Origin of the sequence: Klebsiella sp. CD33 (assembly GCF_051992865.1) — a bacterium.
Lineage (GTDB): Bacteria > Pseudomonadota > Gammaproteobacteria > Enterobacterales > Enterobacteriaceae > Klebsiella > Klebsiella pneumoniae.
The window spans coordinates 208556-224238 of the sequence record NZ_CP197023.1; the positions used below are offsets into that span (position 1 = coordinate 208556).

A 15683-nucleotide genomic window follows, 5' to 3' on the forward strand; every position below is an offset into this window, starting at 1 on the left:
GCGCTCTTACTCCCGGCGTTTGTTGCTTAATCTCCTTAATACGCTAGATGGTATCGGTTCCATAAGAAAGGGCGAGATGTTTAATTTATGATCGGCATCACGAAGGATCGTTAACGGGAGGTTGATCCGCGGACGATAAGCTCGCCGGAAAATACCCGTTCGCGGATGGGGTCGTTAGTGCCGGCAATGCGCCGAATAACCTGTTCGACCGCCGCGTAGCCGATCTGCCACGTCGGCTGTTTGAGGGTGGTAATACCGACGCCGGCCAGCTCCGCCCACTCCAGTTCGTCGAAGCCCAGCAGGCCGATATCGCTCCCCCAGATCAGGCCGACGCGCTTCAGGGCGCGGGCTACCTGCAGCGTCAGCGCGCCGTTGGCGGAGATGACCGCTTTGCGCATCCCGCGGTGGCGGGCATGGAACTGACGCAGGACGTTGTCCAGCATCGCGCCGTCGTTAAGCTGCACCTCGGCGTTTTCGGCCACCACGCCGTGGTGGCGGGCAAGCGTGGCGCGAAAGGCGCTCAGGCGCTCGCGACGGGTATTCACCGAGCCCAGCGGTTCGCTGAGAAACAGGATGGCCTCGAATCCTTTTTCCACCAGATGTTCGGTGGCGGTGGTGGCGGCCTGGGCGTTATCAAGCCCGACCACATCGCAGGCGAAATCGGGGATTTTACGGTCGATCAGCACCATCGGCAGGGCCGACTGCTGCAGGCGGTTCAGACCATCCTCCCGCATGCCGACCGCGTTGACGACAATACCCTCCACCTGGTAGCTGCGCAGCAGGTCCAGGTAGTGCAGCTCCTGATCGAGCTCGTTATTGGTATTACACACCAGCAGGGTGAAGCCCTTTTCCCGGCAGGCTGCTTCAATGCCGCTCATGACGTTGACCGAGTAGGGATTGGTGATATCGGCGATGATCAGGCCGATGAGGCGGGTTCGGCCGTGCTTGAGGCCGCGGGCCATCAGGCTGGGGCGGTAGTCGAGTTCGGCAATGGCTTTTTCAATACGTGATAACAGGTCGTCGGAAAGCAGATGCTTCTCGCCGTTAAGATAACGTGAAATGCTGGTTTTGCCGGTCTTTGCGGCTTTCGCCACATCGCTGATAGTTGCACGCGCCGCTTTCGCCATGGTGGCTTCCTTTGCTGAAAATCTGCCAACACCTTAGCGCGAAAAATAGCGATATCAAGCATTTTGCCCGGCAGAGCGGCTGCCGGGCGACATGAGGTTGCGCTTACTGCAGCGGGCTGAGGGTAATTTCCACGCGACGGTTCTGCGCTTTGCCTTCCGCTGTGCTGTTGCTGGCGATAGGGTTCGCCGGGCCCATGCCGGTGGTGCGAATGCGATTGGCCGCCACGCCCTGGGTGATGAGCGCGCTGGCGACGCTGTCCGCACGCTGTTGCGACAGACGCATATTCAGATCCTTGCTGCCGGTGCTGTCGGTATAGCCGACCACGTTAACGGCGGTTTTCTCATACTCTTTCAGCACCATGGCCACGCCGGTCAGGGTGTTGGCGCCGGCCGGCTTCAGGTTGGCGCTATTGCTGTCGAAGGTGACGTTATTCGGCATGTTCAGCACGATATTGTCGCCATTTCGCGTCACGCTGACCCCGGTTCCCTGCATTTTGTCGCGCAGCTTCGCTTCCTGCACGTCCATGTAGTAACCAATGCCGCCGCCGAGCGCCGCGCCGGCCGCTGCGCCAATCAGCGCGCCTTTGCCGCGGTCATGTTTGGAAGAGGAGAGCGCGCCGACGCCAGCGCCCACTAAGGAGCCAATACCTGCGCCAATACCGGATTTGCCTGCTTCACGTTCACCGGTATAGGGGTTGGTGGTGCAGCCAGAAATGGCCAGAGTGCCGCTGACCAGCGCCGCAATCATAAGTACGCGTTTTTTCATTTAATGTCCTTAATCCTTTTTATTCTTTGTCACAGCGAACGTGACGGTTGATTATGACGCGCGATTACGGAGAAAATTCCCCGGATACCATCTCTTTTTGTAAATAACATTGAACGGTTGCCCATCACGCCGTCATGACACCTGCATTCGCTGACCAGGAGCCGCCCTTGCCAACCTCATCTGCAACCAAAACCATCTTAACCGCCGCCCACTGGGGACCGATGCTGGTGGAAACGGACGGGGAAAACGTCCTCTCTTCCCGCGGCGCGCTGGCGACACCGTTTGCCAACTCGCTGCAAACGGCAGTGCGCGATCAGGTGCACAGCAAAACCCGCGTGCGCTATCCAATGATGCGTAAAGGCTTCCTTGCTTCACCGGACAAGCCCCAGGGGGTCCGCGGTCAGGATGAATTCGTGCGGGTGAGCTGGGAGCAGGCGCTGGATCTGATCGATGCCCAGCATCGGCGGATCCGCGACAGCTACGGTCCGGCCTCCATTTTTGCCGGCTCCTACGGCTGGCGCTCTAACGGCGTATTGCATAAGGCGGCGACGCTGCTGCAGCGCTATATGAGCCTGGCGGGCGGCTATACCGGCCATCTTGGCGATTACTCCACCGGCGCGGCGCAGGCGATCATGCCTTATGTCGTTGGCGGCAATGAGGTGTATCAGCAGCAGACCAGTTGGCCGCTGGTGCTCGAGCACAGCGAAGTGGTGGTGCTGTGGAGCGCCAACCCGCTGAACACGCTGAAAATTGCCTGGAATGCCTCCGACGAGCAAGGGATCCCGTGGTTTGATCGGCTGCGCCAGAGCGGTAAGCGGCTGATCTGCATCGATCCGATGCGATCGGAAACCGTCGATTTCTTTGGCGATTCGATGGAGTGGATCGCGCCGCATATGGGCACCGACGTCGCGCTGATGCTGGGGATCGCCCATACGCTGGTGGAAAATGACTGGCAGGATGATGCGTTTCTTACCCGCTGCACCAGCGGCTACGATATTTTTGCCCGCTATCTGACCGGCGAAAGCGACGGCGTAGCGAAAACCGCTGAGTGGGCAGCAGCGATCTGCGGCGTTAAAGCAGATAAAATCCGCGAACTGGCGCAACTTTTCCACGAAAATACCACTATGCTGATGGCCGGCTGGGGCATGCAGCGTCAGCAGTATGGCGAGCAGAAACACTGGATGCTGGTCACTCTGGCCGCCATGCTGGGACAGATCGGCACCCCCGGTGGCGGGTTTGGTCTTTCCTATCATTTTGCCAACGGCGGCAACCCGACCCGCCGCGCGGCGGTGCTGGGCTCGATGCAGGGGAGCGTGGCCGGAGGCGTGGACGCGGTGGAGAAGATCCCGGTCGCACGAATTGTCGAGGCGCTGGAGAATCCGGGGGCGGAGTATCAGCACAACGGCATGGCGCGGCGCTTTCCCGATATTCGCTTTATCTGGTGGGCCGGCGGCGCCAACTTTACTCATCATCAGGACACCAACCGACTGATTCAGGCGTGGCAGAAACCGGAGCTTATCGTCATTTCCGAATGCTTCTGGACCGCCGCCGCGCGCCATGCCGATATCGTCCTGCCGGCGACCACCTCGTTTGAGCGCAACGATCTGACCATGACCGGGGACTACAGTAACCAGCATCTGGTGCCGATGAAGCAGGTGGTTGCCCCGCGAGATGAAGCGCGCGACGATTTCGCGGTCTTTGCCGACCTCAGCGAACGCTGGGAGGCGGGTGGCCGCGAACGCTTCACCGAAGGGAAGAGTGATTTGCAGTGGCTGGAGACTTTCTATCAGATGGCCGCCCGGCGCGGCGCCCAGCAGCAGGTGACGCTGCCGCCATTTGCCGAATTCTGGCAGGCTAACCAGCTGATTGAGATGCCGGAGGAGCCGGAGAATGCCCGTTTTGCGCGTTTCGCCGCCTTCCGCGCCGATCCCCAGGCCAACCCGCTGAAAACGGCGAGCGGTAAAATAGAGATCCACTCGCCGACCATCGCCGCTTTTGGTTACGCCGACTGTCCGCCGCATCCGATGTGGCTGGAGCCCGACGAGTGGCATGGCAACGCAGAGGCGGGGCAGCTGCAGCTGCTGTCGGCCCATCCGGCCCACCGTCTGCACAGTCAACTGAACCACACCGCGCTGCGCGAGCGCTATGCCGTCGCCGGGCGCGAACCGGTGACTATTCATCCGCAGGATGCGCAGGCGCGCGGGATTGTCGATGGTGATCTGGTGCGGGTATGGAACGCCCGCGGTCAGGTGCTGGCCGGCGCCGTGGTGACGGAGGGGATCCGCCCGGGGGTGATTTGCCTGCATGAAGGAGCGTGGCCCGACCTGGATCCGCAGGTCGGCATCTGCAAAAACGGGGCGGTGAACGTCTTAACCAAAGATATTCCGACATCCCGGCTGGGCAACGGCTGTGCCGGGAACACCGCCCTGGCGTGGCTGGAGAAATATACCGGCCCGGCGCTGCCGCTTACGGCATTTGATCCGCCGGCCAACGCATAATCCACGTCGGGTGCTGAGTATCGTCCTGCCATGCGCAGTCTTCAATCCGGAAGCCCTGCGCATGGTAGAAACTGACCGCCGATTCGTTCTTCTGATAAACCTCAAGGCTCAGCCAGGCGTAGTGCCGTTTGACTTCATCCAGCAGCGCCCGGCCAATGCCCTGGCGGGTGGCGCCCGGCGCGACAAACAGCGCGCCGACGAAACGGGAGTCCAGCACGCTGACAAAGCCTTTTAACTCGCCATCCTGCTCCCAGACCCAGGTGCTGGCGGCGGGAAGATAGACATCCCGTACTACCGCGACGCTGTCGCGCCAGTAGCTTTCGCTGATAAAAGGATGGGCATGAATCGTGCTGTCCAGCCACAGCGCCAGCAGCGGCGCGGTATCTTCAGTGTCCCACTTGCGGATCATCCTGACCTCCAGGGTGACAGAAGCAGCCGGTGACATGGTCGTTGACCAGCCCACAGGCCTGCATAAAGGAATAACAGATTGTCGAGCCGACAAACTTAAAGCCGCGTTTTTTCAATGCCTTCGACAGCGCATCGGAGGCCGGCGTCGTGGTGGGAATTTCCGCCAGCGTCGCAGCGCGGGTCACCTGTGGCGCATTGTCGACGAAGGACCAGACAAAATCAGTGAACGACTCGCCATTTTCTTCCATCGCCAGATAGGCGCGGGCGTTGCCGATAATGGCCTGGATTTTTCCCCGATGGCGAATGATGCCGGTATCCTGCAGGAGTCGCTCGATATCGTCATCACCCATCGCCGCCACGCGCACCGGATCGAACTGGTGAAAAGCCTGGCGGTAGTTCTGCCGTTTTTTTAACACCGTGATCCACGATAAACCGGCCTGCTGGCCCTCAAGGCAGATCATTTCAAACAGCTGGCGACCCTCTTTTTGCGCCACACCCCATTCGGTATCGTGATACTCGATGTATAACGGATCCTGACTCACCCATCCGCAACGCTGCATAGCTGTTTCTCCCTCTGCGCTAAAAAAGTGGACGCCCGCCTTGACGGCTGAAAGATAAAGATAATAGTTAATACAGGGAAATCGTATCCCCACTAAAAACACAGCAATATTGCCGATTCGGCTCTTTTCTGGAGTCGCATTAATGATAATAAAGAAATGCAATGGCCTCCGGGTGTTCTTGATCCCGGCGAGCGTATCCGTCTGGGTGTCATGTGTCTCTGGAGCGAATGCCTGGCAACAGGAATATATCGCTATCGATACAAAAAGTAATACGTCGGAACGCTATACATGGGATAGCGATCACCAACCACGTTATGAAGATATTCTCGCCGAGCGGATGAAGTCCTCTGAGACGCCCGGCGGGCTGGCGTTAAACCAGGGGCTGGCGCCGCCGGACAGCGGCCGCGGCCTGAGCGTTGGCTGGAATTATCCGCTGGCAAACGGCGTAACCTCCGGGCCGGTGGCCAGCCTGCGCAGCGACGTCACCGCGCCGACGGTGAGAAGCGCAGGCGAGGCGGGCTACGTTAACACGCTCGGCTGGCGCATGGATTATCAGGCGCTGTGGGGCGTGCATCCCTGGGCGCAGGTGAGCTATAACCAGTCGCTCGCCAGCGATGTCTGGGCGCCGATGACCCGTGCCAGGGAGGGAGGCTGGAGCGATGTCACCCTGGGCGCTGATATGCGGTTGGGATCCCACGTGGCGGCATGGGCAACGCTGTCGCAGGCGGATAACCTGCCGTCAGGGGAAAATACGCTCTATTTGATGGGGGTCAGCGCCAATTTTTAATCGGGAATTGTTACGCATTTGAAACGATGTGGTTATTGTTAAATCTCAGCAATGGCGCATTTCTGTGAGATAGCGCACACTAACTTTTTGCCTGTAATTTACGGAATGAATGTTATGCAATGCCATTCATTCCAACATTAATGCATTTCATTCCCCGCTGATGGCAGTTCATGCCTTTTTCCCCCACTGGATGAGGGGCCTTCGCTATTGTGGCGGCAGTTAATTTATCAGGACAACTGCTATGAACGCTGCAAACCGTCAATCGACCCGCTGGCTGACACTGATCGGCACCATCATCACCCAATTCGCTCTCGGTTCGGTTTATACCTGGAGCCTGTTTAACAGTTCGCTGTCTGACAAACTGGGCGAGCCGGTCAGTCAGGTGGCTTTTTCCTTTGGTCTGCTGAGCCTCGGGCTGGCGCTCTCTTCGTCGGTCGCCGGCAAGCTGCAGGAGCGCTTTGGCGTGAAGCGCGTCACCATGGCCTCCGGGATCCTGCTCGGCCTGGGCTTCTTCCTGACCGCGCACTCCAGCAGCCTGATGATGCTGTGGCTGAGCGCGGGCGTGCTGGTGGGGCTGGCGGACGGCGCCGGTTACCTGCTGACCCTGTCGAACTGCGTGAAATGGTTCCCGGAACGTAAAGGGCTGATCTCCGCCTTCTCCATTGGCTCCTATGGTCTCGGCAGCCTGGGGTTCAAATTCATTGATTCCCACCTGCTGGCCACCGTTGGCCTGGAAAAAACCTTCGTTATCTGGGGCGCTATCGTGCTGGTGATGATCGTCTTTGGCGCGACCCTGATGAAAGATGCGCCAAATCACCCGGCAGCCACCGCGGCCAACGGCGTCGTGGAAAACGACTTCACCCTCGCCGAATCGATGCGTAAACCGCAGTACTGGATGCTGGCAGTGATGTTCCTGACGGCCTGCATGAGCGGTCTGTACGTAATTGGCGTAGCGAAAGATATTGCCCAGGGAATGGTCCACCTGGATGTCGCCACGGCGGCCAACGCGGTAACGGTTATCTCGATTGCGAACCTCAGTGGTCGCCTGGTGTTAGGTATCCTGTCTGATAAAATCTCCCGCATTCGCGTGATTACCATCGGTCAGGTCGTGTCGCTGGTGGGGATGGCCGCGCTGCTGTTCGCCCCGCTGAATGCCTTGACCTTCTTCGCCGCCATCGCCTGCGTCGCCTTTAACTTCGGCGGCACCATTACCGTCTTCCCGTCGCTGGTGAGTGAGTTCTTTGGTCTGAACAATCTGGCGAAAAACTATGGCGTGATTTATCTGGGCTTCGGTATCGGCAGCATCTGCGGCTCTCTCATCGCTTCGCTGTTCGGCGGTTTCTACGTGACCTTCTGCGTGATCTTCGCCCTGCTGATCCTCTCGCTGGCGTTATCCACCACCATTCGTCAGCCGAAAAGCACGGTATATAACGAGGCGCACGCCTGAAACCTGCAGCGTGAAACGTGCCCCTGGTTATTTCCCTAAGCAAATAGTGCCAATCCAGCCAAATGTTTTGTAAATGTTTGGCTGGATCACATTCCCTCCTGATACTTTTCTCGTTCCCTGTGGTCTACTTATCGCGGTTTGTAGAGGTTTCTGATAACCAACCCTAACGCACCCTATTAGCCTACTGACTCGTGCCACAGCGTCAGGCGGTGTTTTATTCTTCTTTTTCCAGGTTTGCTTGCATGAAATATATTAGAACGATGACGCAGCAGAAGCTTAGTTTTTGGCTGGCGCTGTACATCGGCTGGTTTATGAACGTCGCCGTTTTTTTCCGGCGTTTCGATGGTTATGCTCAAGAGTTCACTTTCTGGAAAGGGCTTTCCGGTGTTGTTGAACTGGTTGCCACGGTATTTGTCACCTTCTTCCTGTTACGTCTTCTGTCGCTGTTCGGCCGCCGTATCTGGCGCATTCTGGCGACGCTGATTGTCCTGTTTTCCGCCGCGGCGAGTTACTACATGACGTTCCTCAATGTGGTGATTGGCTACGGGATTATCGCTTCGGTGATGACCACCGATATCGACCTGTCGAAAGAGGTCATCGGCTGGCACCTGATCCTCTGGCTGGTGGCGGTGAGCGCGCCGCCGTTGCTGTTCATCTGGAGCAACCGCTGCCGCCATACGCTGCTGCGCCAGCTGCGAACCCCGGGCCAGCGGGTTAAAAACGTGCTGATCGTGGTGCTGGCCGGACTGATTGTCTGGGGACCCATCCGCCTGCTAGAGCTGCGCCAGCATGATGTGGAGCGCCATTCGGAAGTGGATATGCCGAGCTATGGCGGGGTGATCGCCAACTCTTACCTGCCGTCGAACTGGTTGTCGGCGCTGGGACTGTACGCCTGGGCGCAGGTGGATGAATCCTCAGACAACAAATCGCTGATTAACCCGGCGAAGAAGTTCACCTACGTCGCGCCGGAAGGTCTGGATGATACCTACGTGGTGTTTATCATTGGCGAAACGACCCGCTGGGACCATATGGGCATCCTCGGCTATAGCCGCAATACCACGCCAGAGCTGGAGAAAGAGAAGAATCTCGTCGCCTTCCGCGGTTACTCGTGCGATACCGCTACCAAACTGTCGTTACGCTGCATGTTTGTGCGCGAGGGCGGGGCGGAAGATAACCCCCAGCGGACGCTCAAAGAGCAGAATGTCTTTGCCGTGCTGCATCAGCTGGGCTTCAGCGGCAATCTGTACGCCATGCAGAGCGAGATGTGGTTCTACAGCAACACGATGGCCAACAATATCGCCTACCGCGAGCAGATTGGCGCCGAGCCGCGCAACCGCGGTAAGAGCGTTGACGATATGCTGCTGGTGGATGAGATGAAGCGCGGTATGGCGCAGGGCAACGCCTCCGGTAAGCATCTGATCATTCTCCACACCAAAGGCTCCCACTTTAACTACACCCAACGCTACCCGCGCAGCTTCGCCCAGTGGAAACCGGAGTGCGTCGGCGTCGACAACAAGTGCTCGAAAGCGGAACTGATCAATTCCTACGACAATAGCGTGACCTATGTCGATCACTTTATCGTCAGCGTCCTCGACCAGCTGCGGGATAAGAAAGCGATTGTGTTCTATGCCGCCGACCACGGGGAGTCGATTAACGAGCGTGAACACCTGCACGGTACGCCGCGCAAGATGGCGCCGCCGGAGCAGTTCCGCGTGCCGATGATGGTGTGGATGTCGGATAAGTACCTGGAAAATCCCGATCACGCCGCCGCGTTTGCCCATCTGCAGCAGCAGGCCGCGATGAAGGTGCCGCGCCGTCACGTCGAGCTGTACGACACCATTATGGGCTGCCTCGGCTATACCTCGCCGGATGGCGGGATCAATGAGAACAACAACTGGTGCCGGTGGAAAAAGTAAGGCCCGATAGTTTTCAGATTCTCGGGTCTGTTTTCCTTTCCTGAGCCCAGGATAAGCTAATCCCTCGCCGGCCGACGCCGCGCGAGGGATTTTTTTCGCACAGTGGACGTGTCTGGCAGGTGACCTCTTCTTCTTTGATTACCCCTGTTTCCTCGCTTCCCCTGTGCATGAACTTTTCATGGAGAGAAAGGATGAAGGTGATAAAGGGGTTGGTCCTACTGTGCCTGATGATGCTCGCGGGCTGCCAGTCTGAGGAAGAGACCAGCCAGTTCCTGCTGGCCTGTAAATACGATGCGCCAGCGACGATCGCAGCCATGCTGGATAATGGCATTGATGTGGATGGTCAGGATAAAACCGGCTTAAGCGGCCTGATGGTCGCTGCTGCGGAAAATCGACGCGATGTGGTTGAATTGCTGCTTAAGCGTCGGGCGAAGCCGAACCTCCAGACGCGCCAGGGCGTCACGGCGCTGATGCTGGCGGCGGCGCGTGGCAGCGCTACCGCGATTATCGGCGATCTTCTCCAGGCGGGAGCGTCGGTGAATCAGACCTCCATCGACAAGAGTACGGCATTGATGTCCGCCATCTCCGACGGCGGGGACGTCAGAAACGACTATCAGCATATTCTTGCGATGAAAAAGCCCGATGCGCCTGTCGAAGAGGAGAGTACGCTGGACAAGATAGTTGGCGCAACGGCGGCGAAATCGCTGGCGACGGGCAATCGCGCGCTGATGACCGAAGACATGGCGTTACAACTGGCGCCCGGCGCGTTTAAGAAGAACGTCGACGAGATAGTGGCGCTGCTCCTCAAGCACGGCGCGGACGTGAAGGCCGTCAACGCGTCCGGGGAATCGGCCTTTTTCCTCGCTGTCGATCACGCGCGATCGGCGGAAACCATCACGACGTTGGCCAACGCCGGGGCGGACACCAGCCTGGCGGATAAATCCGGCACCACACCGCTGATGCTGGCGGCGGCGGGGGATGATCCCGATCTGGTGCTGGCGCTGTCGGCCTCCGGGGTGGAAGTGGATAAGCCGAACCGTGAAGGACTCACGGCGCTGCAGGTGGCGGCGGGTCAGGGGGCGCCTGCGGTGATCGCGGCGCTGGCGCAGCGCGGCGCAAAGGTGGACCAGCTTTCCGCCAACGATCTCAGCCCGCTGATGCTGGCGGTCAAAATGAATAATAAAGCCAATGTCGAGGCGCTGCTTGCGGCTGGTGCCAGCGTCAACCTCAGCAATAAGGCCGGCTATACGGCGATTGGCTACAGCCGGGCCGGCGAGGTTCGCCAACTGCTGCTGGCACAGCATGCCGAGCTGAAGGGGCAGGCCGCGCATATGGCGCAAAGCGAACTGCAGTTTTGTGCTAATGCCTTTGCCGACAAGCTGGCATACAGCGACATCGCCCGGGCGGTGAATAACGATACCCGCCCGGATATTATGCGTCATCAGCAATCCTGCCCGGAGCTGGGGGAGCTGACGATGCTACTGGGAGAGTTTACATTCACCCCGGCGGGCGCAACCTATCTCGGCGAGCCGGTGACATGTAAGGTATCCGAGTATCGCAAAACGTTTGAGGTCAACTGCCGCTAAAAACGTTGAGCAACCGGCGATTCGCTGCTCAGGCTGCTGAGTTTCTCGCCGGTTGAGCGATTTTTTGAAAATAAGGCATTGACGGGTAGGCATCCCAGCAGTAAGATGCGCCCCGCATTCGGTGATTGGCGCAGCCTGGTAGCGCACTTCGTTCGGGACGAAGGGGTCGGAGGTTCGAATCCTCTATCACCGACCAAATTCGAAAAGCCTGCTCAATGAGCAGGCTTTTTTGCATCTGGGGCCTGTGAGGATGAGAACCTCCGGGGGCAGGAGGTTCGACTCGCGTTTCGTAGGCCCGCGCAAGCGCAGCGCCGCCGGGCATCATCAGTGCACAACTGGCCAAAAATACCACCAAAATCACAATAAACGTCTTTACTCAGGTTTTCAGCCGGCTATTCGCTATTTTGTGACATCTTCCATTGCATTTTTTTATCGATGAACAGATCTTTTTTCGCGAAGCTTATGGCTGAATGCAGCATTTTCCGCTGTGCGTTTTAACGTTCACGCTATTAATCGCTCACATATTGGTCACACAGCAAGAAATTTTTCTCATTTGCTGGCATTGTTTCCCACTGGGTGTTGCAAATTAATAAGGTCTTTATTCTGCTGAATTGCCAGTAGCATAAATTTCTCTGCTGAAAATAGCGTCCTGAAGTTTTTTTAATCTTTGCCTGCCGTTTCTCACGCTGGATGTAAAACCCGGCTGGCTGTATTGACGTTTCCCCATTCTGTTGACAGATTGTAGGGCATGAGGGGCATTTCATGGAGAATCCGTACTGCAACTCAGTCGTTTTTGCGAAAGGAATCCCCATCTCTCTCTACGCCTTCGGGCACCACCGACCGGACCGGGTAAAAAATAAATAAAGGTCCGGCGGATATATGCAAACAACATCACAATTTTGGAGCAGAATAATGAGTATTTCCTTGAAGAAATCAGGGATGCTGAAGCTTGGTCTGAGCCTGGTCGCCATGACCGTCGCCGCCAGCGTGCAAGCGAAAACCCTGGTTTATTGTTCTGAAGGCTCGCCGGAAGGATTTAACCCACAGCTCTTCACCTCTGGCACCACCTATGATGCCAGCTCCGTACCGATCTATAACCGCCTGGTCGAATTTAAAACCGGTACGACGGAAGTTATTCCAGGACTTGCTGAGAAATGGGAAGTCAGTGCGGATGGCAAAACCTATACTTTCCACCTCCGTCAGGGTGTGAAGTGGCAGGATAATAAAGACTTTAAACCAACCCGTGACCTGAACGCCGATGACGTGGTGTTCTCCTTCGATCGCCAGAAGAATACTAATAACCCGTACCATAAAGTTTCTGGCGGCAGCTATGAATACTTTGAAGGGATGGGCTTACCGGACCTGATTAGCGAAGTGAAGAAAGTGGACGATAATACCGTCCAGTTCGTCCTGACCCGTCCGGAAGCGCCGTTCCTCGCTGATCTGGCCATGGACTTCGCCTCCATTCTTTCGAAAGAGTATGCTGACAACATGCTGAAAGCCGGCACGCCGGAAAAAGTGGATCTCAATCCTATCGGTACCGGCCCATTCCAGCTGCTGCAATACCAGAAAGATTCCCGCATTCTGTATAAAGCCTTCCCGGGCTACTGGGGCACCAAGCCGAAGATCGATCGTCTGGTCTTCTCCATCACCCCGGACGCTTCCGTGCGCTATGCCAAGCTGCAGAAAAATGAGTGCCAGGTGATGCCGTACCCGAACCCGGCGGACATCGCGCGCATGAAGGAAGATAAGAACATTACCCTGCTGGAACAGCCGGGTCTGAACGTTGGTTATCTCTCCTTTAACACCGAGAAGAAACCGCTGGACGACGTCAAAGTACGTCAGGCGCTGACCTACGCGGTCAACAAAGAAGCGATCATCAAAGCGGTTTACCAGGGCGCAGGCCAGGCGGCGAAGAACCTGATCCCGCCGACCATGTGGGGCTATAACGACGACGTTAAGGACTACACCTACGATCCGGAGAAGGCGAAGCAGCTGCTGAAAGAAGCGGGCCTGGAAAAAGGCTTCACCATCGATCTGTGGGCGATGCCGGTACAGCGTCCGTACAACCCGAACGCCCGCCGCATGGCGGAGATGATTCAGGCTGACTGGGCCAAGATTGGCGTCCAGGCCAAGATCGTCACCTACGAGTGGGGCGAGTATCTGAAGCGGGCGAAAGCGGGCGAGCACCAGAGCGTGATGATGGGCTGGACCGGCGACAACGGGGATCCGGATAACTTCTTCGCGACCCTGTTCAGCTGCGCCGCGGCGAAAGACGGCTCCAACTACTCGCGCTGGTGCTATAAGCCGTTTGAAGATCTCATTCAGCCGGCCCGCGCTACCGACGACCACAACAAGCGTATTGAACTGTACAAACAGGCTCAGGTAGTGATGCATGACCAGGCTCCGGCGCTGATCATTGCTCACTCCACCGTCTATGAGCCGGTGCGTAAAGAAGTCAAAGGCTATGTGGTGGACCCGCTGGGCAAACACCACTTCGATAACGTCTCTGTCGAATAATAAGCACGATGCCTGACCCCCTCTCCCCGCGTGGGAGAGGCGGGGGGCGTATTCCCGCTATTCCGGGGAATGCTTTTGTGAGCAATACAGACGCCCTGTCGCCAGGCGGGGCGTCACTAGAGAGAATCCGGGTTATGTTGCAGTTTATTCTCCGACGTCTGGGACTAGTCATCCCGACATTTATCGGTATCACCCTTCTCACCTTTGCTTTCGTCCATATGATCCCCGGCGATCCGGTGATGATTATGGCGGGCGAACGTGGTATTTCCCCCGAACGTCACGCGCAGCTGCTGGCCGAAATGGGCCTTGATAAGCCGCTGTGGCAGCAATATGCCCACTATATCTGGGGCGTGCTGCACGGCGATTTAGGCATCTCGCTGAAAAGCCGCATTCCCGTGTGGCAGGAGTTTGTCCCGCGCTTTAAAGCCACTCTTGAGCTGGGCGTCTGCGCGATGATCTTCGCCGTCGCCGTCGGCATTCCGGTGGGCGTGCTGGCTGCGGTAAAACGCGGCTCCATCTTTGACCACACCGCGGTGGGCCTGGCGCTGACCGGCTACTCAATGCCTATCTTCTGGTGGGGCATGATGCTGATTATGCTGGTTTCGGTGCAGCTAAACCTGACGCCGGTCTCCGGGCGTATCAGCGATACGGTCTTCCTTGACGATACCCTGCCGCTGACCGGCTTTATGCTGATCGACACCGCCATCTGGGGCGAGCAGGGCGACTTTATTGACGCCTTAATGCATATGATCCTGCCCGCTATCGTGCTGGGCACCATCCCGCTGGCGGTGATCGTGCGTATGACCCGTTCGTCGATGCTGGAAGTGCTTGGCGAAGACTATATCCGTACCGCGCGCGCTAAAGGCCTGACCCGGATGCGGGTGATCGTGATCCACGCGCTGCGTAACGCGATGCTGCCGGTGGTCACGGTGATTGGTCTGCAGGTGGGCACCCTGCTGGCGGGCGCCATCCTGACGGAAACCATTTTCTCATGGCCTGGTTTAGGTCGCTGGCTGATCGACGCGCTGCAGCGTCGCGATTATCCGGTGGTGCAGGGCGGGGTGCTGCTGGTGGCGACGATGATTATCCTCGTCAACCTGCTGGTCGACCTGCTGTACGGCGTGGTGAACCCGCGTATCCGGCATAAGAAGTAAGGGGCCATCATGTCACAAGTTACTGAAAATAAAGTTATCGCTGCGCCGGTACCCATGACTCCGCTGCAGGAGTTCTGGCACTATTTCAAACGCAACAAAGGGGCGGTCGTCGGGCTGGTATACGTGGTGGTGATGATCGTCATCGCGGTATTCGCCAACTTCCTCGCCCCCTATAACCCGGCGGATCAGTTCCGTGATTCGCTGCTGGCGCCGCCGTTCTGGCAGGACGGCGGCAGCATGGCGCATCTGCTCGGCACCGACGACGTGGGCCGCGATATTCTGTCGCGCCTGATGTACGGCGCCCGCCTGTCGCTGCTGGTGGGCTGCCTGGTGGTGGTTCTGTCGCTGATCCTCGGCGTGGTGCTCGGCCTGGTGGCGGGCTATTTCGGCGGAGTGGTGGACTCAATCATCATGCGCGTCGTCGATATTATGCTGGCGCTGCCGAGTCTGCTGCTGGCGCTGGTGCTGGTGGCAATCTTCGGGCCCTCCATCGTCAACGCCTCGCTGGCGCTAACCTTCGTGGCGCTCCCGCACTATGTGCGTCTCACGCGCGCCGCGGTGCTGGTGGAGGTCAACCGTGACTACGTGACCGCCTCCCGCGTAGCGGGCGCCGGCGCGATGCGCCAGATGTTCGTTAATATTCTCCCTAACTGTCTCGCGCCGCTGATCGTTCAGGCGTCGCTGGGCTTTTCCAACGCCATTCTCGACATGGCAGCGCTGGGGTTCCTCGGCATGGGCGCGCAGCCGCCGACGCCGGAGTGGGGCACCATGCTTTCCGACGTGTTGCAGTTCGCGCAGAGCGCCTGGTGGGTAGTCACCTTCCCGGGCGTGGCGATCCTGCTGACGGTGCTGGCATTTAACCTGATGGGTGACGGTCTGCGTGACGCGCTCGATCCCAAACTGAAGCAGTAAGA

At 58.1% G+C, this 15683-nt stretch carries 12 protein-coding genes and 1 tRNA gene; 9 read left to right on the forward strand and 4 right to left on the reverse strand.

Going from position 1 to position 15683, the window contains the following annotated elements; translation table 11 throughout:
• Positions 1-110 precede the first annotated feature (110 nt).
• Positions 111-1127, reverse strand: coding sequence for a LacI family DNA-binding transcriptional regulator (locus ACR809_RS01015; RefSeq protein ID WP_002921918.1), 1017 nt, complete (start codon positions 1125-1127; stop codon positions 111-113).
• A 103-nt stretch (positions 1128-1230) separates the two neighbouring features.
• Complete coding sequence (locus ACR809_RS01020; protein WP_002921917.1) at positions 1231-1893, reverse strand: OmpA family lipoprotein; 663 nt, start codon at positions 1891-1893, stop codon at positions 1231-1233.
• 167 nt (positions 1894-2060) lie between these two features.
• Here ACR809_RS01020 and ACR809_RS01025 point away from each other — a divergent pair, with 167 nt between their 5' ends.
• Positions 2061-4391, forward strand: a complete 2331-nt coding sequence (locus ACR809_RS01025) for a molybdopterin guanine dinucleotide-containing S/N-oxide reductase (RefSeq protein WP_122051033.1) — start codon at positions 2061-2063, stop codon at positions 4389-4391.
• Here ACR809_RS01025 and ACR809_RS01030 read toward each other — a convergent pair.
• Complete coding sequence (locus ACR809_RS01030; protein ID WP_004181509.1) at positions 4360-4800, reverse strand: N-acetyltransferase; 441 nt, start codon at positions 4798-4800, stop codon at positions 4360-4362. The genes ACR809_RS01025 and ACR809_RS01030 overlap by 32 nt on opposite strands.
• Positions 4778-5359 (reverse strand): DNA-3-methyladenine glycosylase I, encoded by a 582-nt coding sequence (gene tag / locus ACR809_RS01035; RefSeq protein WP_002921914.1) that lies wholly within the window; start codon positions 5357-5359, stop codon positions 4778-4780. The genes ACR809_RS01030 and tag overlap by 23 nt, the downstream gene beginning before the upstream one ends.
• 205 nt (positions 5360-5564) lie before the next feature.
• On the opposite strand from tag, the gene ACR809_RS01040 reads away from it, so the two are divergent.
• From ACR809_RS01040 to dppC, 8 genes are all read left to right on the forward strand, one after another.
• Entirely contained in the window at positions 5565-6146 is a 582-nt protein-coding gene (locus ACR809_RS01040; protein ID WP_020803959.1) for a hypothetical protein, read from the forward strand.
• Positions 6147-6387: 241 nt separating this feature from the next.
• Positions 6388-7593 carry an L-lactate MFS transporter gene (locus ACR809_RS01045; protein ID WP_002921907.1) on the forward strand — a complete coding sequence of 402 codons (1206 nt, stop codon included), beginning with the start codon at positions 6388-6390 and terminating at the stop codon, positions 7591-7593.
• A 242-nt stretch (positions 7594-7835) separates the two neighbouring features.
• On the forward strand, positions 7836-9509 hold the full coding sequence (eptB, locus tag ACR809_RS01050; protein ID WP_004152427.1) for a kdo(2)-lipid A phosphoethanolamine 7''-transferase: 1674 nt from the start codon (positions 7836-7838) through the stop codon (positions 9507-9509).
• Between the two features lie 191 nt (positions 9510-9700).
• The gene (locus ACR809_RS01055; RefSeq protein ID WP_060415949.1) at positions 9701-11095 is read left to right on the forward strand and encodes an ankyrin repeat domain-containing protein; all 1395 of its coding nucleotides are present in this window, start codon (positions 9701-9703) and stop codon (positions 11093-11095) included.
• Between the two features lie 119 nt (positions 11096-11214).
• Positions 11215-11291 (forward strand) — tRNA-Pro (locus ACR809_RS01060).
• Between the two features lie 716 nt (positions 11292-12007).
• A complete protein-coding gene (gene dppA / locus ACR809_RS01065; protein WP_002921789.1) occupies positions 12008-13615 on the forward strand; it encodes a dipeptide ABC transporter periplasmic-binding protein DppA in 1608 nt (535 codons plus the stop codon).
• Positions 13616-13749: 134 nt separating this feature from the next.
• A complete protein-coding gene (gene dppB, locus ACR809_RS01070; protein WP_002921786.1) occupies positions 13750-14769 on the forward strand; it encodes a dipeptide ABC transporter permease DppB in 1020 nt (339 codons plus the stop codon).
• A gap of 9 nt (positions 14770-14778) precedes the next feature.
• The gene (gene dppC / locus ACR809_RS01075) at positions 14779-15681 is read left to right on the forward strand and encodes a dipeptide ABC transporter permease DppC (RefSeq protein WP_004145207.1); all 903 of its coding nucleotides are present in this window, start codon (positions 14779-14781) and stop codon (positions 15679-15681) included.
• Positions 15682-15683 lie beyond the last annotated feature (2 nt).